The 22053-nt window shown below is 74.4% G+C and carries 20 protein-coding genes and 1 pseudogene; 9 read left to right on the forward strand and 12 right to left on the reverse strand.

The features are described from left to right. A pseudogene (locus DMH08_RS22680) lies at positions 1-313 on the forward strand (8-amino-7-oxononanoate synthase); the annotation flags it as partial. Between the two features lie 91 nt (positions 314-404). Then, positions 405-1145: a GntR family transcriptional regulator gene (locus DMH08_RS22685; protein WP_084549930.1), complete on the forward strand. Its 741-nt coding sequence runs from the start codon at positions 405-407 to the stop codon at positions 1143-1145. A gap of 164 nt (positions 1146-1309) precedes the next feature. Here the strand turns inward: DMH08_RS22685 and bioB are convergent, their stop codons facing one another. The 3 genes from bioB to DMH08_RS22700 form a co-directional block, all read right to left on the reverse strand. Further along, complete coding sequence (gene bioB, locus DMH08_RS22690) at positions 1310-2305, reverse strand: biotin synthase BioB (protein ID WP_125617555.1); 996 nt, start codon at positions 2303-2305, stop codon at positions 1310-1312. A 91-nt stretch (positions 2306-2396) separates the two neighbouring features. Beyond that, positions 2397-3128: a dethiobiotin synthase gene (gene bioD / locus DMH08_RS22695; protein ID WP_199747949.1), complete on the reverse strand. Its 732-nt coding sequence runs from the start codon at positions 3126-3128 to the stop codon at positions 2397-2399. A gap of 80 nt (positions 3129-3208) precedes the next feature. Further along, on the reverse strand, positions 3209-4876 hold the full coding sequence (locus DMH08_RS22700; RefSeq protein WP_026401223.1) for a carotenoid oxygenase family protein: 1668 nt from the start codon (positions 4874-4876) through the stop codon (positions 3209-3211). Positions 4877-5033: 157 nt separating this feature from the next. On the opposite strand from DMH08_RS22700, the gene DMH08_RS22705 reads away from it, so the two are divergent. Then, positions 5034-5528, forward strand: a complete 495-nt coding sequence (locus DMH08_RS22705; RefSeq protein WP_125617557.1) for a GNAT family N-acetyltransferase — start codon at positions 5034-5036, stop codon at positions 5526-5528. Between the two features lie 12 nt (positions 5529-5540). On the opposite strand, the gene bsaP is transcribed toward DMH08_RS22705, so the two are convergent. From bsaP to DMH08_RS22740, 7 genes are all read right to left on the reverse strand, one after another. Continuing rightward, positions 5541-5768: a biotin synthase auxiliary protein BsaP gene (bsaP, locus tag DMH08_RS22710; RefSeq protein WP_125617559.1), complete on the reverse strand. Its 228-nt coding sequence runs from the start codon at positions 5766-5768 to the stop codon at positions 5541-5543. 6 nt (positions 5769-5774) lie between these two features. Further along, positions 5775-7124, reverse strand: a complete 1350-nt coding sequence (locus DMH08_RS22715) for an acetyl-CoA carboxylase biotin carboxylase subunit (protein ID WP_125617561.1) — start codon at positions 7122-7124, stop codon at positions 5775-5777. 116 nt (positions 7125-7240) lie between these two features. Beyond that, entirely contained in the window at positions 7241-8590 is a 1350-nt protein-coding gene (locus DMH08_RS22720; RefSeq protein ID WP_034516840.1) for an HD-GYP domain-containing protein, read from the reverse strand. A gap of 22 nt (positions 8591-8612) precedes the next feature. Further along, complete coding sequence (locus DMH08_RS22725; RefSeq protein ID WP_026401227.1) at positions 8613-9959, reverse strand: HD-GYP domain-containing protein; 1347 nt, start codon at positions 9957-9959, stop codon at positions 8613-8615. Between the two features lie 617 nt (positions 9960-10576). After that, positions 10577-11482, reverse strand: coding sequence for an NAD-dependent epimerase/dehydratase family protein (locus DMH08_RS22730; protein ID WP_325052942.1), 906 nt, complete (start codon positions 11480-11482; stop codon positions 10577-10579). A gap of 85 nt (positions 11483-11567) precedes the next feature. Continuing rightward, positions 11568-11873: a mycothiol system anti-sigma-R factor gene (gene rsrA / locus DMH08_RS22735; protein ID WP_125617565.1), complete on the reverse strand. Its 306-nt coding sequence runs from the start codon at positions 11871-11873 to the stop codon at positions 11568-11570. Positions 11874-11962: 89 nt separating this feature from the next. Then, positions 11963-12568: a sigma-70 family RNA polymerase sigma factor gene (locus DMH08_RS22740; protein ID WP_199747950.1), complete on the reverse strand. Its 606-nt coding sequence runs from the start codon at positions 12566-12568 to the stop codon at positions 11963-11965. A 354-nt stretch (positions 12569-12922) separates the two neighbouring features. On the opposite strand from DMH08_RS22740, the gene DMH08_RS22745 reads away from it, so the two are divergent. Then, positions 12923-13717: a class I SAM-dependent methyltransferase gene (locus DMH08_RS22745; RefSeq protein WP_026401231.1), complete on the forward strand. Its 795-nt coding sequence runs from the start codon at positions 12923-12925 to the stop codon at positions 13715-13717. A 6-nt stretch (positions 13718-13723) separates the two neighbouring features. Here the strand turns inward: DMH08_RS22745 and DMH08_RS22750 are convergent, their stop codons facing one another. Beyond that, positions 13724-14485 carry an SOS response-associated peptidase gene (locus DMH08_RS22750; protein WP_026401232.1) on the reverse strand — a complete coding sequence of 254 codons (762 nt, stop codon included), beginning with the start codon at positions 14483-14485 and terminating at the stop codon, positions 13724-13726. A gap of 51 nt (positions 14486-14536) precedes the next feature. Between DMH08_RS22750 and DMH08_RS22755 the strand changes: the two genes are divergently transcribed. From DMH08_RS22755 to DMH08_RS22775, 5 genes are all read left to right on the forward strand, one after another. Further along, the gene (locus DMH08_RS22755) at positions 14537-15565 is read left to right on the forward strand and encodes a DoxX family protein (RefSeq protein ID WP_125617571.1); all 1029 of its coding nucleotides are present in this window, start codon (positions 14537-14539) and stop codon (positions 15563-15565) included. Positions 15566-15684: 119 nt separating this feature from the next. Next, positions 15685-16968, forward strand: coding sequence for a 3-phosphoshikimate 1-carboxyvinyltransferase (gene aroA / locus DMH08_RS22760; protein WP_125617573.1), 1284 nt, complete (start codon positions 15685-15687; stop codon positions 16966-16968). 57 nt (positions 16969-17025) lie between these two features. Further along, positions 17026-18003 (forward strand): ribosome small subunit-dependent GTPase A, encoded by a 978-nt coding sequence (rsgA, locus tag DMH08_RS22765; RefSeq protein WP_233617749.1) that lies wholly within the window; start codon positions 17026-17028, stop codon positions 18001-18003. A gap of 39 nt (positions 18004-18042) precedes the next feature. Then, positions 18043-19485: a DUF6480 family protein gene (locus DMH08_RS22770; RefSeq protein ID WP_125617577.1), complete on the forward strand. Its 1443-nt coding sequence runs from the start codon at positions 18043-18045 to the stop codon at positions 19483-19485. A gap of 107 nt (positions 19486-19592) precedes the next feature. Then, positions 19593-21110, forward strand: coding sequence for a serine/threonine-protein kinase (locus DMH08_RS22775; protein ID WP_125617579.1), 1518 nt, complete (start codon positions 19593-19595; stop codon positions 21108-21110). Between the two features lie 6 nt (positions 21111-21116). On the opposite strand, the gene DMH08_RS22780 is transcribed toward DMH08_RS22775, so the two are convergent. Further along, positions 21117-21998: a hypothetical protein gene (locus tag DMH08_RS22780; protein ID WP_125617581.1), complete on the reverse strand. Its 882-nt coding sequence runs from the start codon at positions 21996-21998 to the stop codon at positions 21117-21119. Between the last annotated feature and the right edge of the window lie 55 nt (positions 21999-22053).

A 22053-nucleotide genomic window follows, 5' to 3' on the forward strand; every position in this document is an offset into this window, starting at 1 on the left:
CCTGCCCGCCCGCGCCCGCGCCGTCGCCCGCCGGATGACCGGGCTCGCGGCCGGTTCCGGCCTCGAGACCGCGCCGCCCGCCGCGGCGGTCGTCCCCGTCTACCTGGGCGAGCCGCACGCCGCCCTCCGCGGCGCCGAGATCTGCGCTGACCACGGTGTCCGCGTCGGCTGCTTCCGCCCGCCCTCGGTACCGAAGGGACGCGCGTGCCTGCGGCTGACCGCCCGCGCCACCGTGGACGAGGCCGACCTCACAAGCCTCGGGAGCGCCCTGGCGGAGATCGCGCGCTCTACCGGCCGTAGTCTGCACGCATAACATCGGGGAGAACCGATGATGAACGTGAGGAGATGCCGTGACGGAGGTCAGGGGCGGGCCCCGGCACGGGGGCGGATTCGACCGGGCCTCGTTGAGCGACATCGGTAGGCACCACTCCAGCCACGCACCCCGCATCCCGAAGTACTACAAGCTGAAAGAGCTGCTGGTCGAGCTGATCCAGTCGCTCCCGCCCGGCAGCCCGCTGCCCCCCGAGCGGGCCCTCGCGGAGAAGTACGAGACGTCCCGCACGACCGTCCGGCAGGCCCTCGCCGAACTCGTCGTCGAGGGCCGCCTGCAGCGCATCCAGGGCAAAGGCACGTTCGTCGCCAAGCCGAAGGTGTCGCAGGAGCTCCAGCTCGTCAGCTACACCTCCGACATGCGGCACCACGGCCTGCGCCCCGAGACCCGCATCCTCGAGGCCGGGTACGTCAGCGCCGACGAGCACCTCGCCACCCTCCTCGGCATCCGCCCCGGCGGCCGGGTCCTGCGCGTCCACCGGCTCCGCCTCGCCGACGGCGAGCCCATGTCGATCGACACCTCGCACCTGCCCGCGCGCCGCTTCCCCGGGCTCCGCCGCGAGCTGCCCCGCCACCACTCGCTGTACGAGACGCTCGCGACCGCCTACGACGTCCACCTCACCGAGGCCGAGGAGACGATCGAGACCGTCCTCGCCACCCCGCACGACGCCCAGCTCCTCGGCGTCGACGTGGGCCTGCCGATGCTCCTGCTGTCCCGGCACGCCTTCGACACGACGGGCCAGCCGGTCGAGTGGGCCCAGTCCCTCTACCGCGGCGACCGCTACAAGTTCATCACCCGCCTCCGCCGCCACTGACCTCCCCTCCCGCCCCTGCACGGAGTGCGACGTTCCACGTACACTCCGAACACGCGTTCCGTGCGATGACGGGGCACTTCCGCGACGAGGACAAGCGGCGGATCGCGCGGATCGCGGAGCGGCGTGCCGCGCGGCACGCCGCGGACGCGTGAGTTCTCGGCCCGTCAGAGGGTCTTGTTGAGGGCCTTGATGGGCATCTGGAGGTCGGTGAGCAGGTCGAGGTCCTTCTCGGCCGGACGGCCCAGGGTCGTGAGGTAGTTGCCGACGATGATCGCGTTGATGCCGCCGAGCATGCCCTCGCGGGTGCCGAGGTCGCCGAGGGTGAGTTCGCGGCCGCCCGCGTAGCGCAGGATCGTCCGCGGCAGGGCGAGCCGGAACGCGGCGATGGTGCGGAGCGCGTCCGGGCCCTCGACGAGCGGGAGGTCGGAGAACGGGGTGCCGGGGCGCGGCGCGAGGAAGTTCAGCGGGACCTCGTCGGGCTCCAGCTCGGCGAGCTGGCCGGCGAACTCGGCGCGCTGCTCGACGGTCTCGCCCATCCCGATGATGCCGCCGCAGCAGACCTCCATGCCGGCGTCCTTCACCATGCGCAGGGTGTCCCAGCGCTCCTCCCACGAGTGGGTGGTGACGACGTTCGGGAAGTGCGAGCGGGCGGTCTCCAGGTTGTGGTTGTAGCGGTGGACGCCCATCGCGGTCAGCTCGTCGACCTGCTCCTGGGTGAGCATCCCGAGCGAGCACGCGATGTTGATCTCGACGGCGTCGTTGATGGCCTTGATGCCGTCGCGCACCTGCGACATCAGGCGCTCGTCCGGGCCGCGGACGGCCGCGACGATGCAGAACTCGGTGGCGCCGGTCTTCGCGGTCTCCTTCGCGGCCTCGACCAGCTCGGGGATGTTCAGCCACACCGAGCGGACCGGCGACTCGAACTGGCCGGACTGCGAGCAGAAGTGGCAGTCCTCGGGGCAGCCGCCCGTCTTCAGCGACACGATGCCCTCGACCTCGACCTCGGGGCCGCACCAGCGCATCCGGACCTCGTGGGCGAGCGCGAGCAACTCCTCGACACGGTCGTCCGGCAGGGTCAGGCACTCCAGGACCTGGTCGGCCGTGAGCCCCTTGCCCTCCTCCAGCACCTGCCGCCGCGCGGTCTCGATGACGTCGCTCACGCGGCCACCTCGCCCGGGGCTCGGTGGCCGGCCTCGCCTGGCGGCTCGGCCATGCGTGAGCTTCGCCGCCGTGTTTCCTGGTTCGCTTCGCTCACGTGTTCTCCTTGTCGAGGCCGTAGCTGTCGCGGAAGGTAGCAGGGTCGAAGGCGCCGCCCAACGCGGGGGCCAGGCCGCGGTGCGCGGCGACGAGGAACTCGGGGGCGTCGAGGGCGCCCGCGCCGGCGGGCAGCGCGCCCGCGAGGGGGCGGGCGGCGATGGTCTCCAGGTCGCGGATGTTGCTGCGCTGCGCCAGGTCCGGCTCGTCCGGCCAGGCGCCGATGACGATGCCCGCGAGCTGCACGCCGCGGTGCGCCATCGCCTCCAGGGTCAGCGCCGTGTGGTTGAGGGTGCCGAGGTCCGGGCGGGTGACGACGACGACCGCCGCGCCCAGCCAGCGGGCCAGGTCGGCGATCGTGCCGCCCTCCTCGTCGTAGCGGACGAGCAGGCCGCCCGCGCCCTCGACGAGCACGAGGCGGCGGTCGTCCGACAGGGCCCGGACGCGTTCGGCGACCTCGGGCAGCCGCACCGGCGGGGTCCCGGCGACCCGGGCGGCGGCGGTCGGCGACAGCGGGTCGGGGAACCGGGCGAACTCGTGCACGTCCTCGATGCCGGCGAGCCGGCGGACGTCGTCCAGGTCGCCGGGCTCGCCCGGTGCGATACCCGTCTGCCCGGGTTTGACGACCGCGACCGACGCGCCGCGCGCGGCGGCGACGGCGGCCAGCGCGGCCGTCACGACGGTCTTCCCCACGCCGGTACAGGTCCCGGTGATCACGAGCACGCTCACGCCCGGCACACTAGCGCGGGCCCCGGCGCCCGGTCCGTCGCCGAATCCCACAGGATTCGGCGGGGCGGTTTGTAATCGGCTCAGCCCCCGAGGGCCTCGGCGACCTCCCGGGTGACGGCCCGCAGCTCGGGGTCGAGCTGGTCGAGGCGGGCGTCCAGGTCGGCGGCGAACGGCAGCCGCTCGACGTCCGGGGCGGGGCGCGCCTCGGGCATCCACGCGGAGTGGATCAGGAACGGGACGGTCGTGCCGGGCGGCGGCGCGAGGACGGCGACGGGCCCGCGGCCCACGTCGGCGGCGTCGAACAGCTCGACGCGGAACCGGTCGTCGTTGTGGACGGCGACGACGAGGTAGCCGTCGTGGCCGCCCGGGGACGCCCCGGCGTACCGGGTGCCGCCCGCCGCGGCGGTGCCGCGCGGGACGAACGCGGGCGACGTCGGGTAGTCGTCGAGGGCGAACGTCCACTCGGCGAGGGGCTTGAGGTCGCCGCGGTCGTGGGTGACGAGGACGGCGGGGGTCTCCTCGGCGGGGAACAGCGCGGTGTCGACGCGGCCCTCGTAGTTGCGGAGGGCCCGCTGGTTGATGGCCTCGGGATGGAAGCCGATGTAGACGAGGTGGTGCCGCGTCGGGTCGGTCTGGCCTTCGAGGCTCCAGTCGATGGCGGACAGCTCGGCCTGCCACCAGCGGGACGGGTTCCGGGCGCGCGCGAGCTCGCGCACCCGGCCGCTCTCCGGGTCGAACCGCATGATGGTGGTGAACGCCGGGGTCATGCCGTGGCAGTACATCCCGCGCAGGGCGGGGTCGATGGGGCGGCCGTGCACGTCGAGGTCGTCCTCGCGCAGGTACATCCCGATGTCCACGCCCGGGGTGTTCTCCATGACGATCTGGACGCCGTCGGAGTCGTCGTAGCGCGCGTAGAAGTGGTTCACCTCGGGCGCGATCCGGAACTCCTTGCAGGTGACCGCGGACCGCCCGGGGGCGAGGTCGTCCTTGCGGATGAGCAAGAGCGGCCCGTCGGGGTTGTTGGCGACCGTCCGGTCCCCGCCGAAGATCTCGTCGGCGTCGATCTTGAAGGCGGTGTCGGCGAGGACGAGCCAGTCGCGCGTCTGCGTGATGGTGTGCGTGGCCTGCGGCAGCGTCGCGTTCTCGACGTCCCAGCGGTGCACCCGCGCGCCCGTCCCGTCGTAGCGGATCACCGAGACGGTGCCGGTGAGGACGTCGCGGCTGACGTTCCACATGCAGCCGCGGTCGGGGTCGACGACGGGATGCGCGGTCGTCGAGATCAGCGGCAGCACGGCCTGGTCCATCGCGGGCTTCCAGTCGTCGCGGTGCCCGACCTCGGCGACGAACGCGAGCGTGACCGGGTCGATCTCGACGGGCCGTCCGGCGTCCCACGTCGCGAACAGGCGGTCGCCCCACGGCAGCGGGGCGGTGTTGGCGCAGTTGACGAATCCCCACGGCGAGCTCGTGCCGACGGGTCCGGCGGCGAACAGGTCGGGACGCGCCCGCTTCAGCCGGACGGACGGGGTGTCGAGCACGCGGGCGCGCCACGGGAACCGCCCGTCCGGGCCGGGCCGCAGCGGGAGCCGCGCCATGATCCCGTCGCCGAAGAACGCGTGCAGGGGGTGGCTGCGCTGGTCGGAGGTGCTGACGACGAAGTGCCCGCGCACGTCGTCCGGCCAGGCTCCCGCGATCACCTCCAGGTCCATGTCGGGGTGGTCCTCGCCGAGGATCGAACGCGGAATCGGCATGACGCCTCCAGGGGGGTCGGCTCCAGCCAATCAACCTCGGGAGGGCGGGCGTCGTCAACCCTCTAACGACTATGTCCGAAACGTCCTTTCGCGCGGCTAATCTGGGCTCGGCCCCGTCCGTCCCGGCGGGGCGCGAACCGGACCCGGAGGTGCATCGGTGCCCGAACCCGCGATCGTCCGGACGGCCCGCCCGGACGAGTACGAGCTGATCGGCGCACTGACCGTCGAGGTGTACGTGGGCAGCGGGCTGGTGTCGCCGGACTCGTCGTACGCGGCGACGCTGGCCGACGCCGCCGACCGCGCCGCCAAGACCGAGCTGCTGGTCGCCGAGGTCGGCGGCGAGGTCGTGGGCGCCGTCGCGTACTGCCCGCCCGCCAGCCCGTACGCCGAGCTGGCCGCGCCGGACGAGGCCGAGTTCCGCATGCTGGCCGTCCTGGCGAAGGCGCGCGGCGCGGGCGCGGGACGCGCGCTGGTGACGGCCTGCGTCGACCGCGCGCGCACCGCGGGGCTGCGCGGGCTGCGGCTGTCGACGCAGCCGAACATGGCCGACGCGCACCGCCTCTACGACCGGATGGGCTTCGCCCGCACCCCCGACCGCGACTGGTCGCCCGTCCCCGGCCTGCGCCTCCTCACCTACGCCATGACCTGGTGACGGGGCGGCCCGTCAGGCGCGCGCGGCGTCGTCCTCGCCGGGCTCGGCGCCGGGAGCGCCGCCGGACAGGTCGCCGTGCCGGGAGCAGCGCGCCGTCCAGCCGAGCGGGGTGACCTGCACGACCATCCGGCGGCGGCAGCGGACGCAGTAGCGGGGCGGCTCCATCCGCCGGGCGGCGCGGCAGACCGCGTGGTCGCCCCGGTCGGCGGGCTCGCCGCAGCGGTCGCAGTACGTCTCCACGGTGGGCTACCGTACCGGCGCGTCGGCGCGCATGCGCGACACGAGTCCCGTGTCGTAGGAGCCGTTCGCGAACTCGGGGCGGCGGAGCAGCTCCGCGTGGAACGGCAGGTTGGTCGGGAGCCCCTCGATACGGAACGCGTCCACGGCGGCCCGCGCGCGGCTCAGCGCGTGCGCGCGGTCGTCGCCGTGCACGCACAGCTTCGCCAGCAGCGGGTCGTAGTGGGCGGTGACCTTGTTGCCCTCGGCGTACCCGGCGTCGATGCGGATGCCGTCGCCGACGGGCTCCTCCCACACCTTGATGCGGCCGCGCGCGGGCAGGAAGCGCTCGGGGTCCTCGGCGTAGACGCGGAACTCGATGGCGTGGCCGCGGGGCGCCGCGAAGGCGTCCGGGACGGGCTCGCCGGCGGCGATCAGGAACTGCATCTCGACGAGGTCGACGCCGGTGACCATCTCGGTGACCGGGTGCTCGACCTGGAGGCGGGCGCTCATCTCCAGGAAGTGGCACTCCTGCGCGGCGGGGTCGACGAGGAACTCGACGGTGCCCGCGCCGCGGTAGCCGACGGCCTCCCCGGCCCGGACGGCGGCGGCCAGCAGGCGCTCGCGGAGCTCCGGGCCGACGCCGGGCGACGGCGACTCCTCGACGAGCTTCTGGTGGCGGCGCTGCACGGAGCAGTCGCGGTCGCCGAGCGCGACGACCGTCCCGTCGGGCAGGCCGAGGATCTGCACGTCGACGTGCCGGGCGTGCGGCACGAAGCGTTCGAGGAGGATGTCGGCGCGGCCGAAGATGCGTTCGCCGCGGGCGCGGGCGGTCTCGTAGGCGCGGCGCAGGGCCGCCTCGTCGTGCGCGGCGCTCATCCCGGTGCCGTTGCCGCCCGCGGCGGGCTTGACCATGACGGGGTAGCCGATGCGTTCGGCCTCCTCGGCGGCGGTGTCGGCGTCCGGGACCGGCTCCCACACGCCGGGCACGACGGGGACGCCCGCCTCCTTCACCAGGTTCCGGCCGTTGATCTTGTCGCCGAGCCGGGCGATGGCGAGCGGCGGCGCGCCGACCCAGACGAGGTCGCGGGCGGCGACCTGCCGGGCGAAGTCGGCGTTCTCCGCGAGGAACCCGTAACCGGGGTGGACGGCCTGGGCGTTCGTCCGCCGCGCCGCCTCGATGATCGCGGGCGCGTTGAGGTAGCTGCGGGCGGCGTCGGCGGGGCCGATGAGGATCGCCTCGTCGGCCTCGGAGACGAACGGCAGGTCGGCGTCGGCCTGCGAGTACACCGCGATGGCCTTGAGGCCCATCGCGCGTGCGGTGTGGATGATCCGGCTGGCGATCTCTCCCCGGTTCGCCACGAGCACGGACTCGAACACCTGCGGACTCCTTCGGGGGACGGCGGACCGGGCGGCCCGTCCCGGCCGACACTAGCGGCCGCGGCGGTGCGCGTCCGACCGCGCGGGTGACAAATACCGGGCCCCAGTTTTGTCGATCACGGCCGGGTGCGGCGGTCCACGACGCGGCTGAGCGCCTCGACGACCGTCGGATCGTACTCGGCGGCGGAGTCGAGCCGCAGTCGTTCCAGGACGGCCGCGCCGCGGTCGCGGTCGGGCGACTCGCCGACCAGGTCGTCGTAGGCGTTGGCGACCTTGATAATGCGGCTGGCCAGGGGCGGCGCGACGGGGCGGTCGGCGTCGTCGGCGCCCGCGTCGGACGCGTCGTCGGCGGGGCGGCCCGTCCGGTAGGGGTGCGAGGACAGCCGGACGATGTGCGCCACGCGGTCGAGGACGCCGGTCTCCTTGATGACCTCGGCGCCGAGTTCGGCGATGCGGCGCTGCTCGGCGGGGGACGCGAGGACGGTGGCGCCGCCGGGGATCGGGTCGCCGAGGGACAGCTGCCCGATGTCGTGCATGAGCGCCGCGTACTCCAGTTCGAGGAGTTCGGCCTCGGCCATGCCGAGTTCGCGGCCCATCGCGACGGCGAACGCGGCGACGCGGCGGGAGTGCCCGGTCTCGACGTAGCCGCCGACCTCGGTGACGCGCGACAGGGCGCGGACGGTCTGCAGGTAGGTGGCGCGGACGCCCGCGTACCGGCGGAACGCGAACTGGGTGACCAGGATTGGCACCGTGAAGATCAGCAGCGCGGCCTGCCCCATCGCGGTGGTGGAGACGGCGATGAGCATGGCGGTGGCGCTGGTCGCCGCGCACAGCGCCATCTTCGCGCCGATCTCGTCGCGCAGCGCGATGCCGAACCGGGTGCGGACGGCCTCGGCGCGGATCAGCGCGGCGATCACCACGTCGGTGAAGCAGGACGCGATGACGACCAGGCCCATCGCGGCGAGCAGCAGGTACCAGGCGAGGCCGAGGTCCAGGAGCGGGCGGAAGCACAGCGCGACGATCGAGACGGTGAACAGCCGCCGCGCCATCGCGTCCGGGCGGGGGGTGCGGCCGACGGCGATGTGCGGCAGCGAGCCGATCAGCATGCCGGCGGCGGTGACGGCCACGACCTGGAGCGGCGAGTGGACGGCGGGGACGACGCCGAGCGGCGCGTCCGCCGGGGCGCCCTCGGGGCCGGCGCCGACGAGCAGCGCGTAGCCGATGGCGCCGGCGGTGGCGATGGGCGCCATCTCCCGGTTGCCGGGCATCACCATGCGGAACAGCTCGCCGAGCGCGATGAGGACGCCGAAGATGACCGCGAGGTCGGGCTGGACGAGCCCGACGGCGGCGACCTGGGTGATCGCGACGACGACGAACAGCCCGGCCGTGGCGATGAGCAGGAGCTGGCCGGAGTCGATGGACTGCCACGCGGCCCGTTCCCGGGCGCGGATCTGGGTGCTGGTCACGCTTGCTTTCCCGCCGGGTCGGTCACTTGCGCACTTCGTCCCCGGCGACGCGCAGCGGCGTGCTCGGGTCGTCGTGGTCCTGCCGGGTGGTCTCGGCGACGTCGTCGTCGGGCGGCGTCATGGGCTCGGGCGGCTCCCAGCCCTCCCGGTCGAGGGCGCGCAGGAACGCCTCGACCATGACGGGGTCGAAGTGGTCGCCCATCCCGCGCCGGAGTTCCTCGACGCCCTCGTCGACGCTGCGGGCGGCGCGGTAGGAGCGGGTGGAGGTCATGGAGTCGAAGGCGTCCGCGACGGAGATCACGCGGGCGAACTCGGGGATCTCGTCGCCGGCGAGGCCCATCGGGTAGCCGCGCCCGTTCATCTTCTCGTGGTGGTGCATGATCCCGGCGAGGGCCTCGTCCAGGAAGCCGATCTCGCGGACGATCTCCAGCCCGCGCATCGGGTGGAGCTGGATCGCGGCGAACTCCTCGGCGGTGAGGGAGCCGTTCTTCTGCAGGACCTTGGTGGGGACGCCGAGTTTGCCGACGTCGTGCAGCATCCCCGCGTAGCGGATGGCCTCGACCCGGTCGGGCCGCATCCCGATCTCCTTGGCGATCATCACGGAGCCGCGGGAGACGCGTTCGGAGTGGCCGCGGGTGTAGTAGTCCTTCGTCTCGACGGCCTGGCAGAGCGACGCGAGGGTGGCGGCGTGCGCCTGGTGCTGGTCGTGCGCCTGCTCCATCGCCCAGCGGGCGATGAACAGCGGCAGCAGCACCAGGACGGCGGCGAGCGGCCCGACCCGCGGCCACAGCCCGGCGATGAGCAGGCCGAACATGCCGTAGGCGAGGCAGCCGACGGCGAGCTGGCCGCTGTCGCGGACCAGCTCGCGGGGGGCGGCCTGGCGGCTGAGCAGCAGCACCCCGGCGGTGAGCGCCATGTTCACCAGGACGAACGCGACGAGCGCGCCGAGGAACGGTCCGATGACGTTCTCGACCCAGCGGGCCTGCTCGGGGCGGAAGCGGTCACCGCCGAGCAGTTCGAAGACGGTTCCGGCGATGAAGCCGCTGAGCGCGAACTGGGCGCCGTTGAACAGCCGCTTCTCCGGGGCGAAGATCCGCTGGCCGGTGACGACGGCGCAGCAGCCGAGCAGCGCCGCGCCGGCGGGGCCGAGCAGGACCACCGACGCGAGGCTGGCGGCGAAGCTCATCGAGACGCGCGCGCGTTCGACGTTCAGTCGGGCCGGTGCGGAGTCGCAGACGAGGAAGAGCACGGCCAGGACGGCCAGCTTCTTCCAGTCCAGCTCCGCGAAGGACGACGTCGCGATGAGGCCGGCCGCGAGGACGACCACACCGCACACGTACGCCCAGGCAGCGAGAGGTAGTCCACGCATTGCCGCCCCCTCGGGGATGACGAATGGGCGGGCCGCCGCCGGGATCGCTCGTGCCTGCCGGCACTAGACCCAGGACACGCCCTTGGGCATCATCAGCGACGACGCCGTGGCGCTCGAGTGCCGGGCCGTCCGGACAGGCATCTCGCGATGCAGCATGACTCCTTGCCTCCCCCCGCGGAAATCCGGAACGCCGGTGCACGACCGGCGGGCCGGGACTCTGACGACCCCGACCTCCGGGCGAGCACATACCCCGAATTCCCGGGTGCGCACCGTGCTCCCGTCGCTGAATTCGGCACAAGCCTAACGCGAACTGCCCAGGTCACACAGGCATGCAGGGAATCGTGAGCAAAGTGTGAACCAACCGTCACCTAAAGTGATCATTTTTCGGCCGTAAAACACGCAACGTATGCGCACCGACCTTATGCACGACCTCAATGCACGTGCAGAAGGCAAACAGTAAACTAAACAACCAGAAACAGCGGCGGAAAGGGATGGGCCGGTCATTCAGCGGCGTTCGGCGCCGCATACGGCATCACGGGCGGTTCCCGGACGCTTCCGCACACGAGGCATTCCCGCCCACCGGTCCGCCCCACCGGCCCGCCCCACCGGACGGCCGCTCAGCGGCGCTCGCGGGCCCACGCGACCGTCTCGGCGAGCCCGTCGGACAGCGACACCTGCGGCGTCCAGCCGAGCGCCCCCCGGGTCGGCCCCGGGTCGATCGCCATGGCGGGGAGGTCGCCGAGCCGGGGCGGCGCGAACGCGGGCTCGTCCGGGGCCCCCGCCGCCGCGGCGACGAGCGTGTGCAGCTCGCGGTCGGTGGTCTGCAGCCCGGTGCCCACGTTGAGCCGCCGCCCGCCGCCGCGCTCGTCCACCGCGCGGGCGAACGCGTCCACGACGTCCAGGACGTACACGTAGTCGCGGGTCTGCGTGCCGTCGCCGTACACCTGCGTCGGGCGCCCGTCGAGCAGCGCGTCCGTGAAGATCGAGACGACGCCCGCCTCGCCCTCGGGGGTCTGCCGGGGCCCGTACACGTTCGCGAGCGTGAGCGTGGTGAAGTCGACGCCGTGCAGCGCCCGGTACGTCTGCGCGTAGACCTCTCCCGCCACCTTCGACGCGGCGTACGGCGACGCGGGCCGCAGTTCGGCGTCCGGCGGGACGGGCAGCGCGTCCGGCACGCCGTACACGGCGCAGCTGGACGTGAAGACGATCTTGCGGCCGCCCGCCGCCCGCAGCGCCTCCAGGACGTTCGCGGTGCCGAGCACGTTCGTGCGGGCGTCGCCCAGCGGTTCGGCGACGCTGGCCCGCACGCTGACCTGCGCGGCCAGGTGGCAGACGACCTCGGGCCGCCGCGCGGCGGTCCGCTCGACGAGCGCCGGGTCGGCGACGTCCAGCTCCCAGAACTCGGTGTCGGGGCGGACGTTCGCGCCGGACGACAGGTCGTCCACGCCGACGACCTCGTGGCCGTCGGCGAGGAGCCGGTCGACGAGATGGGAACCGATGAAGCCGGCCGCGCCGGTGACCATTACGAGCACGGGAAAACGATAACCCGCGGCGCCCGGAGGGGCCCGTCGGACGGCCCGACCAGGCGGTTCGCCCTGGAACGTCCGGTCAGGCGGTCTCGGTCTCGGCGCGTTCGGCGCCGGGGTCGGCGCACTTGATCTCGCCGCAGATCTGCTCGATGCGGCCGAGGACCTTGCTGCGCAGGTCCTCCGGCGCGGGTTCGCAGCCGCAGGATTTGTTCACCAGCTTCTTCACGGCCTCCTCGAGGCCGTACTCGCGCAGGCAGGGCCCGCACTCGTCGAGATGCTGGCGGACCTCGCCGCAGCCGCCCTGGTCCAGTTCGCCGTCGAGGTACGTGTAGACCCGGGCCAGGACCTCGTCGCAAGGGGTGTCATGGTGGTCGCCACAGCTCATGGCTCACTCACCCTTCTCGCTCACCGCGCGGCGTCGGCCCGCGGTGCTCGGCATGTCACTCCACTCCCGGCGGCGGACGGGCGAGCGGTTCATGACCGCCTCCCGTTCGCCCGCGTGAGGCCGCGCTCCTGAGCGTAGTCCTCGAGCATGCCGCGCAGCTGGCGCCGGCCCCGGTGCAGCCGCGACATCACCGTGCCGATGGGCGTGCCCATGATCTCGGCGATCTCCTTGTAGGCGAATCCCTCGACGTCGGCGAGGTAGACGGCGATCCGGAACTCCTCCGGCAGGTCCTGCAGCGCCCGCTTCACGTCGGAGTCGGGCAGGTGCTCCAGCGCCTCGGCCTCGGCGGACTTCAGCCCGCTGGAGGTGTGCGACTCGGCGCGTGCGAGCTGCCAGTCCTCGATCTCCTCGGTGGCCGACTGCTGGGGCTGGCGCTGCTTCTTGCGGTAGGAGTTGATGAACGTATTGGTCAGGATGCGGTAGAGCCACGCCTTGAGGTTCGTGCCCTCCTTGAACTGGTGGAAGGACGCGAACGCCTTGGCGAACGTCTCCTGCACGAGATCCTCGGCGTCCGCCGGGTTGCGCGTCATGCGCAGCGCGGCGGAGTACAGCTGGTCCAAGAACGGGAGCACATCGCGCTGGAAGCGCTCCTGGCGCTGCTCCACGGTCTCCGTGGTGCCCGGTACCTGACCCACCCCCTCGTCTGCGGCGACACCGGCCGTGTCGTCCCCGCTAGACGATATCGGGCCGCGCAACCTCAGCGCGCCCCTGGGTGCCGGTGCCTTGCCGAGGGGCGATACCCCGGCACCGCGCGGGTAATCGGCAACGGCCGTGGTCATGGAACCCCCACCTTCGGCTGTACTCGTTCGTCTCACGCTTATGAGACGGTGCAACGCCGGGACGTCCCCGTCGATTCCCGCGATCCCGATCACGGTCGCGGCCCGGGGGGAGGGCTCTTCGCGGAGTGTCCTGCACGGAGGGTGATGACCGGGCCCGGACGGGGAAGAAGTGACTTATATGGCGAGAACAGGAGCAAAACGGTGCTACCGGTGCCGGCAGGACCTCCCGAGCCCACCATCGCCAGTCTGCGCGATCCCTCCGGCGACGGAGCAGGGGACTCTCTGGAGCGCTACTGGACCTTCTACTGGGCGGTGGCCGATGCCCAGCTGACGCGGTGGCTGCCCCGCGCCCCGTCCCGGGTCATGGACCTGTCGGGCGGGGACGGCCGGTGCGCCGGGCTCGCGGCCGGCGCGGGGCACTCGGTGCTGGAGGTCCGCGACCCGCTGCTGGACCGGGCCGCCCCGGACGGCGGCGCCCCCGCGTCCGGGAACGGGCGCGGGGCGGCGACCGTCCCGGTGCTCGGCGACTCGGGGACGCTCGACTTCCTCGACGACGCGTCCGTGGACGCCGTCGTCGCGGAGAACCGCGTCCTGTCGCGGCATCTGGCGACCGAGGCGACGGTCGGCGAGATCGCCCGCGTGCTGCGCCCGGGCGGCCGCGTCCTGCTGTGCGTCGACTCGCTCACGCTCGGCATGGCGCTGCTCGCCGAGCGCAACTACTGGGCGCACCTGTCGGACGTGCCGAGCGCGGAGGTCGTCCTGGTGCCGTGGCCGGACGGGACGATCACGCGGTGCTTCGGCACCGAGCAGCTCCGCGAGCTGCTCGGCGGCGCGGGCCTGGAGGTCGAGTGGGTCAGGCCGCGGACGGTGCTGTCGCCCTCGACGGTCGAGCACGTCCTCGGGCGCTCGCCGCGGGCGCTGGACCGGCTGGTGCGGACCGAGCTGAACGCGCCCCCGGGCGACGAGTCCGGGATCCACCTGCTGGCGAGCGCCGTCCGGCCGTGACCGGCGTCAGAACAGGGCGTCCGGCGGGCCGGCGGGGTCGTCGGACTCCGGCCGGACGAGGTCGGGCCCGTTGTTCTTGACGTTGTTGACCGCCTTCGACACCGGGTAGGCGTCCATCGTCCCGGCCATGGCGGGCACGAGCAGCCCCCGGACGCGGTCGGGTTCGGTGAGGGACGGGTCGAGCCAGGCGTCCCAGCGGTCCGGTTCGACGACCATCGGCATGCGGTCGTGGATGCGGCCGAGGTCGTCGGGCGCGTCGGTGGTGATGACCGTGCAGGTCCAGAGCCACTCGTCCTCGGGCGTCTTCCACAGCTCGTACAGGCCGGCCATGGCCATGATCCCGCCGTCCTTGGGGCGGATGAAGAACGGCTGCTTCTGCGGCCGCTTCTTCTTCTCCGCCTCCTCGCTCTGCTGGACGTACCACTCGAAGTAGCCGTCGGCGGGCAGCAGGCAGCGGCGCCTCGCGAACGCGCGGCGGTAGGACGGCTTCTCGTGCACCGTCTCGGCCCGCGCGTTGATCATCCGGTTGCCGATGGCGGGGTCCTTCGCCCAGGACGGGACGAGGCCCCAGCGGACGGTCCGGAGCTGCCGGACGGGCGCGGCCTCCTCGGGCGCGTCCTTCGGGGCCCGGTCGAGGATCACCGGGACCTGCTTCGTCGGGGCGACGTTGTAGTCGGGTTCGAGATCGCCTTCGACGGCGTCGACCTGCGCGCGGAACTCGTCGAGCAGTTCCTGGCGGGCCCGGGAGGTGGCATATCGACCGCACATGGCTCCATCCTGCCGCGCTTGAGGCGCGACGTGTTGGGCATGTAGCGCTGCATGCGACCGTTCACGACTCTGGCCCGCCCGTTCGTGGCGGCCCCTTTCATCATGACCGGCCTGGACGCGATGCGGGACCCGCGGGAGCGCGCCGAGCGGGTCGGACCGGCCGCCAAGCCGGTGACGGACCGGCTCGAGTGGCTGCCGAAGGACCCCGAGGCCCTCGTGCGGATGCAGGGCGCGCTCAGCGTCGGCACCGGCGCCCTCCTGCTGACCGGCCGGTTCCGCCGGCTGACGGCGCTGCTGCTCGCCGCGCAGGTCGTCCCGGCGCTGGCGACCGAGCACCGCTACTGGACCGAGGACGACCCGGACGCCCGGGCGAACGAGCGCGCGCACCTGCTGAAGAACGCGGGGCTGTTCGGCGCGCTGCTGATGGTGGCGGCCGAACCCCGCCGGGCTCCCCGGCTGGCGGAGGTGCGGCGCGCCGCCCGGGAGACGCAGGCCAAGCGCGGCGCGGAGGCGCGGGCGCTGCGCCGCGAGGCCGCGACGACGCTGCGGGACGCGCGCCGCGAGGCGGCCCGCCAGGTCGCGATCGCCCGCGCGGAGAGCGGGAAGAAGGCCGCGAAGCAGACCGCCAAGACCGCGAAGACGGCGAAGGCGGCGAAGGCGGGCAGGGCGGCCAAGGCCGGCGTCGCCTTCCGCGCCGGGAAGAGCGCCGGCAAGGGCGCGGGCATCGTGCAGAGCGCGAAGAGCGCGACCAAGGGCGCCGGCAAGAGCGCCAAGGGCATGACGAAGGGCTTGTCGAAGGGCATGTCGAAGGGCATGACCAAGGGCATGGGGAAGGGCGCCCGCAAGGGCGGCAAGAGCGCCCGGATCATCGGCATGGGCCCGTTCAAGGCCGTCGCCAAGGGCGCGGGCAGGAACGGCACCGGCCCCCTCCAGGCCCGGGTGCAGCAGGGCAAGCAGGCGGGACGCGCGGTCAAGGCCGGAACCGGCGCGCAGGCGCAGCGGGCGATGAAGGCGGGCCAGACGGTCCGGACCGGCACCGCCGCCCAGGCCGGCAAGGTCCTCCACGCCGTCAAACGCTGACGCCCACCCCCTCCGGCCGGGCGGCCGCGGGCGCGGGCCGCGCGCGGCGCCGGCGGCCTCCCGCGGCGGGGAGGGCGGTCCACCGCCCGCCTGCGGGGGCGACGCAATAAACTCGTCGCATGTCCTCCTCTTCTCCGCATTGGCTCGCGCCGGTCGCCGACGGGCCCGTGGACGCCACCGTGGCGTTGCCCGGGTCGAAGTCGATGACCAACCGGGCGCTGGTCCTGGCCGCGCTGGCCGATGAGCCGGTGTGCATCCACCGCCCCCTCCACAGCCGCGACACCGAGCTGATGGCGGACGCGCTGCGCGCGCTGGGGACCGGCATCGGGGAGGACTTCGACGACTGGCAGGTCCTCCCGGGCGAGCTGGCCGGGCCGGCGCGGGCCGACGTGGGCCTCGCGGGCACGGTGATGCGGTTCCTGCCGCCGGTGGCGGCGCTCGCGCGCGGCGAGGTGGCGATCGACGGCGACCCGCGCGCCCGGGAGCGGCCGATGGGCCCGATCATCGAGGCGCTGCGGGCGCTCGGCGCGGACATCGACGACGGCGGGCGCGGCGCGCTGCCGTTCACGGTCCGCGGGACGGGCGCGGTGGCGGGCGGCGCGGTGACGATCGACGCGTCCGGGTCGTCGCAGCTGGTGTCGGGGCTGCTGCTGGCGGCGCCCCGGTTCGGCAAGGGCGTGGAGGTGCGGCACGAGGGGCCGCCGGTCCCGTCGGCGCCGCACCTGGCGATGACCGTCCAGATGCTGCGCGCGGCGGGCGCGACGGTGGAGACCGGCGAGAACGTGTGGCGGGTGGCGCCGGGCCCGCTGCAGGGCGGCGAGTGGGTCATCGAGCCCGACCTGTCCAACGCGGCGCAGTTCCTGGGCGCGGCGCTCGTCGCGGGCGGGCGCGTCACCGTCCCGGACTGGCCGGACGCGACGACGCAGCCGGGCGACGCGCTGCGCGGGCTGCTCGCGCGGATGGGCGCCGAGGTGTCGCTCGGCCCGGACGGGCTGACGGTGCGGGGCCCGGGCGCCGGGGAGTACGCGGGGCTGGAGGCCGATCTGCACGAGGTCGGCGAGCTGACGCCCGTCCTGGCGGCGCTGGCGGCGCTGGCCGGGTCGCCGTCGCGGCTGACCGGCATCGCGCACCTGCGGGGGCACGAGACCGACCGGCTGGCGGCGCTGGTCGCCGAACTGAACCGGCTGGGCGGCGACGCCCGGGAGCTGCCGGACGGGCTGGAGATCCGGCCGCGGCCGCTGCACGGCGGCGTGTTCCGCACCTACGACGACCACCGGATGGTGATGGCCGCGGCGGTGCTCGGGCTGGCCGTCCCCGGCGTCGAGGTGGAGAATCCGGGCACGGTCGGCAAGACGATGCCGGACTTCACCGGGCTGTGGGCGTCGCTGCGGGCGTCCGCCTGAGGACGAGAGGGCGGGACGCTGGCACGACGACGCGAATACGACGAGGACGACGTCCGGGTGCGGCCCGGGCGGCGGGGGTCGCGGCCGCGCACCCGCCGCCGTCCGGCGCACGAGGGCGCCAGCCCGGCGCTGGTGATCGCGGTGGACCGGGGCCGCTACCGCTGCCTGGCCGACCCGGGCACCGGCGACGAGCGGGCCGTGACCGCGATGCGCGCCCGCGAGCTCGGGCGCAAGGGCGTGGTGGTGGGCGACCGGGTGGCGCTGGTCGGTGACGTGTCGGGCGACACCGACACGCTGGCCCGCATCGTCCGGGTGGAGCCGCGGACGTCGGCGCTGCGCCGCACCGCCGACGACACCGACCCGTTCGAGCGGATCGTCGTCGCCAACGCCGACCGGCTGGTCATCGTGACGGCGCTGGCAGACCCGGAGCCGCGGCCCCGGATGATCGACCGGCAGCTCGTCGCGGCCTACGACGCGGGCATGGACCCGCTGCTGTGCCTGACCAAGGCCGACCTCGCCGACCCGTCCGGGCTGATCGCCGAGTACGCCCCGCTGGGCTTCCCGTGCGTGGCGACGCGGCTGGCCGGGGCCGACGACGGCGACCTGAGCGCGCTGCGCCGGCACCTGTCCGGACGGACGAGCGTGCTGGTCGGGCACTCGGGGGTCGGGAAGTCGACGCTGGTGAACGCGCTGGTCCCGGACGCCGAACGCGCGGTCGGGAACGTCAACGCGGTCACCGGGCGGGGCCGGCACACGTCGTCGTCGGCGATCGCGCTGGAGCTGCCCGGCGGGGACGGCTGGATCATCGACACCCCGGGCGTGCGGAGCTTCGGGCTCGCGCACGTCGACCCGGCGAACGTGATCCACGCGTTCGAGGACCTCGCGGAGGGCGCGGCGGAGCGCTGCCCGCCGCAGTGCGACCACTTCCAGGACGACTGCGGGCTGGACGGCTGGGTCGCCGAGGGGCGCGCGGGCCGGGCCCGCCTCGACTCGCTGCGCCGGCTGCTCGCCAGCCGCGAGGGCGAAGCGGAATAGCCGTCCGGTCCGGGGCGGGACGTCGGTATCGTCCTCCCCATGCGCCAAGTGATCGCCGACCGGTACGAGCCGGTGGAGCTGCTCGGCCGCGGCGGGATGGGCGCGGTGTGGCGGGCCCGCGACCGCGTGCTGGACCGCGAGGTCGCCATCAAGGAGGTCACGCCGCCCGCGGGCCTGGACGACGAGCAGACCGGCCGGATGTACACGCGGACGTTCCGGGAGGCCAGGTCGGCGGCGCGGCTCGACCATCCCGGGATCGTCACCGTGTACGACGTCGTGGAGGAGGACGGCCGCCCCTGGATCGTCATGCAGCTCGTCCGGGCGAAGTCGCTCGACGCGATCGTGAAGGGCGAGGGTCCGCTGCCGCCGGAGCGGGTCGCGGCGCTCGGCCTCGACCTCCTCGACGCGCTGCGGACGGCGCACGCGGCGGGGGTCGTGCACCGCGACGTGAAGCCGGGCAACGTGCTGCTGCCGCCGAACCGGGCGGTGCTGACCGACTTCGGCATCGCGACGGTGGCGGGCGACGAGACGATCACGCAGACGGGGGCGATCATCGGTTCCCCGGCCTACCTCGCGCCCGAGCAGGCCCGCCGGCAGAAGGCGTCCCCGGCCTCGGACCTGTGGTCGCTGGGCGCGACGCTCTACGCGGCCGTCGAGGGCCGGTCCCCGTACCAGCGTCCGGACGTGTGGGGCGTGATGAGCGCGCTGCTGTCGGAGGAGCCCGATCCGCCGCGGCGGCCCGGCACCGCACCTCCCGGTTCCGCGCCTCCCGGCGCCGTGCCTCCCGGTTCCGCGCCTCCCGGCACCGTCCCTTCCGCCGGCGAACGGACGGGCGGGGAGCGGCGCGGCATGCGGTGGGCGCTGATCCTGCCGATCGGGGTGCTCGCGGTCCTGCTGGCCGCCGGAGTGCTTTCGGCCGCCGTCTTCCTGTCGGAGCGCGACGGGAACCGCGAGCCGTCGGGGCAGGCGGGTTCGTCGGGTTCGGCGGGCGCGGGCACGCCGGGGAGCGGAACCGCCGGGTCCGCGGGCGCCGGCGTCCCCGCCGGATACGAGCCGTACCAGGGGGCGGGGTTCGCGGCGGCGGTGCCCAAGGGCTGGAAGGCGGAGCAGTCCGGCGACGACGTGACGTTCACCGATCCGGCCGCGGACAGCAAGCGCGGCATCGTCATCCAGCGGATCGCCGAGAACGCCGCCGACCTGGGCGGCGCCCTCGCCAGCGCGGCGAAGGAGTTCGAGAACGATCCGTCGTACCAGGACTACCGGCAGGTGGACTTCAAGAGGGGCCTCTCCTACCAGGGGGACGACGCGGCGGATCTGGAGTTCACGTTCACGCAGAACGGCACCGCCGGGCGCTGCCGCGTGCGCGTGTTCCGTTTCGACGACGCCGTCTACCAGGCCATTCTGGTGAGCCGCGCGGAAGGCTGGGACCAGAGCGTCCCGTATTACACGACGTTCCTGAAGACGCTCCGCGCGACGTCCTGACAAGGTAGTTCGCCACATCTCGGGCGGCCGGTTCCGGTCTCGGTGGTTCCTCGGGCAGGCCATGACCGGCCAGTCCGCGGCGGGAAAATCCGCTTACCGTCATTGATATGACCCACGTCGTCGCCGGACGGTACGAGCTGGTGGAGCCGCTCGGCCGGAACGGGACCGGCCCCGTCTGGCGCGCCCGCGACCTCGTCCTCGACCGGGAGGTCGCGGTCCAGGAGGTCTCCCTCCCGGAGCGGCTCGGCCCCGACCGGATCCGGGCGGCGCACGCCCGCGTCGCCAGGGAGGCGGGGGCGGCGGCCCGGCTCGACCATCCCGGTCTCGTCACCGTGCACGACGTCGTCGAGGAGGGCGGCCGCCCGTGGGTCGCGGCGCGGCTCGTCCGGGCCGCGTCGCTCGCCGCGCTCATCGAGCGGGACGGGCCGCTGCCGCCCGAGCGGGCCGCGGCGCTCGGCCTCGACCTCCTCGGCGCCCTCCGCGCCGCGCACGCCGCGGGCCTCGTGCACCGCGACGTCGAACCGGGCACCGTCCTGATCGAGGCCGGGCGCCCCGTCCTCGCCGCCCTCGGCACCGCCCCGGACGCGGCGGACGAGCGCGCCGCGCCGCCCGGCGCGCTCGCCTGCCCGGCGCCCGAGCGGGCCGCCGGGCATCCGGCCACCGCGGCGTCCGACCTGTGGGAGCTCGGCGCGACGCTGTTCGCGGCGGTCGAGGGGCACCCGCCGTACCCGCGGGCGGCCGCGGCGGCCCCGGAGCCGGCGGCGACGCGGCTCGCGGGCCCGCTCGCGCCCGTCCTGCACGGCCTCCTGCGCCGGGCCCCGGAGCAGCGCGTCGGCCACGACGAGGCCGAGCGGCTGCTGCGGCGGGCCGCGGCGCCCGGCGCCGCGGCGTGGGCGGCGCCGGGCACGCCGCCGCCGTTCCCGCCCGCTCTGCCGCCGGCCGGGCCGACCCTGGCGGGCGAGCCCGGCTGGGGGCCCGGCACGCATCCGGGCGGGCCGCCGCCGCGCACGGGCCCGCGGTGGACGGTCATCGTCCCGGCCGCGGTCGTCGCGGTGGTGCTGGTCGTCGCCGCCGTCGCGGTCGCGGTCCTGCTCGGCCTGGACGACGACGCCGACCCCGGGGCGCCGATCGCCGGGGCGACGTCCGAGACCCCGGGCGCGGCGGCGCCGTCGAACCCGGCCGAATACCGGGAGCACCGCGGGGACGGCTTCGCGGCGAGCGTGCCGGCCGGGTGGGAGACCGAGCGCGACGGCGAGGAGGTGTCGTTCTCCGATCCCGCGGAGATCCGGAGCATCTCGCTCACGAAGATCGGCGCCGCCGAGGACCCCCTGGCGCCCACCGACGTCGCCGCCGCCCTCAGGAACGCCGCGGAGTCGTTCGCGAGCGACCCGGTGACCTATCCGGGGTACCGGGAGGAGCGGTTCACCGAGTTCGACTACATGGGCGACGACGCGGCCGAACTCCAGTTCACCTTCACCGCGGGCGGCGTCGAGGCGCGCATGCTGATGCGGCTGTTCCGGTTCGGCGACACGGTCCACAGCGCGATCCTGACCGCGGACCTGGGGCAGTGGGACGCGTCGCTCCCCCACTACGAGACGTTCCTGCGGACGCTCCGCGCCGAGTGACCCCCGTCAGGGCCGCTCGCTCCTCGCGGAGCCCTCGAAGAGGGCGCGGGCGCGTTCCTCGGCCTCGTTCAGCGCCTCGGCGTGCTCGGGGGCGAGGTCCTGGACGCAGCGGGTCATCTCCTCGGTGACGTGGCTGAACGCGGCCTCCTCGGCGCCGCGCAGCGCCGCCCGGACGGTCGCGGAGCGGGCGCCGAGCGCGGCCCACTCGAGTTCGAGGCGGGCGACGGCCTCGTCGAACGCGCGCGCCGCCTCGGCGGCGGAGCCGGCCAGGTCGGCGGGGACCGGGCCGCGGCCGGCGCGGCGGGCGGAACCGGACAGGGCGGAGATCCGCCCGGCGAGGTCGAGGCCCTCGCGGGCGAGGGGCAGCACGTCGTGGACGAGGGCGGTGACGGCCTTCGCCAGCTCCTCCACGCGGGTGAGCAGCGTCCGCGTCGCCTGCTCCAGCGCCCCGGACGTCCGCTCGGCGACCCGCTCGGCGGCCTCCCGCTGCCGTTCCGACAGGGCCGCGACGACGTCGCGGTCGAGGAGGCGGCGCAGGTCGCGCTCGCGGGCGGCGTGCGCCGCGCGTTCCGCGTCGCCGCCGGCGGGGCGGGCCCGTCCGGCCCGCTCCGCCCAGAGGCGTTCGATGCGCCGCTCCCCCGATCTGGCGATCTCGCCGGTGACCTCGTCGAGGGCCTCGCCGGCGCGCGCCTTCAGCCGTTCGACGCGGCCGTAGAGCGCCTCGCGCTTGAACGGGTCGTTCAGCTCGTTCAGCTGGGCCTGGAGCCTGCGGGACACGTCGATGGCGTGCTCGGCGAGGGGGACGAGCCGGTCGGCCAGCTCGTCCAGTGTCTGCGCCCGGCGCGGGTCGGTCAGTTCGGCCACCCAGCCGGGCAGGTCGTGGGACATGCGCCCATGCTGCCACCGGACGGGCCTTCCGGGCGGGCCGTCACGCCGACGGGCG

It is taken from the genome of Actinomadura sp. WAC 06369 (genome assembly GCF_003947565.1).
Taxonomy (GTDB): domain Bacteria; phylum Actinomycetota; class Actinomycetes; order Streptosporangiales; family Streptosporangiaceae; genus Spirillospora; species Spirillospora rifamycini.

What these genes read in the sequence shown, in the direction of transcription:
- DMH08_RS22700 (WP_026401223.1), bottom strand. Translation starts at nt 4,876, where the DNA reads ATGCCGATTCCGCGTTCGATCCTCGGCGAGGACCACCCCGACATGGAC.
- DMH08_RS22725 (WP_026401227.1), bottom strand. Translation starts at nt 9,959, where the DNA reads ATGCGTGGACTACCTCTCGCTGCCTGGGCGTACGTGTGCGGTGTGGTC.
- DMH08_RS22730 (WP_325052942.1), bottom strand. Translation starts at nt 11,482, where the DNA reads ATGGTCACCGGCGCGGCCGGCTTCATCGGTTCCCATCTCGTCGACCGG.
- rsrA (WP_125617565.1), bottom strand. Translation starts at nt 11,873, where the DNA reads ATGAGCTGTGGCGACCACCATGACACCCCTTGCGACGAGGTCCTGGCC.
- DMH08_RS22750 (WP_026401232.1), bottom strand. Translation starts at nt 14,485, where the DNA reads ATGTGCGGTCGATATGCCACCTCCCGGGCCCGCCAGGAACTGCTCGAC.
- DMH08_RS22755 (WP_125617571.1), top strand. Translation starts at nt 14,537, where the DNA reads ATGCGACCGTTCACGACTCTGGCCCGCCCGTTCGTGGCGGCCCCTTTC.
- aroA (WP_125617573.1), top strand. Translation starts at nt 15,685, where the DNA reads ATGTCCTCCTCTTCTCCGCATTGGCTCGCGCCGGTCGCCGACGGGCCC.
- DMH08_RS22770 (WP_125617577.1), top strand. Translation starts at nt 18,043, where the DNA reads ATGCGCCAAGTGATCGCCGACCGGTACGAGCCGGTGGAGCTGCTCGGC.
- DMH08_RS22775 (WP_125617579.1), top strand. Translation starts at nt 19,593, where the DNA reads ATGACCCACGTCGTCGCCGGACGGTACGAGCTGGTGGAGCCGCTCGGC.
- DMH08_RS22780 (WP_125617581.1), bottom strand. Translation starts at nt 21,998, where the DNA reads ATGTCCCACGACCTGCCCGGCTGGGTGGCCGAACTGACCGACCCGCGC.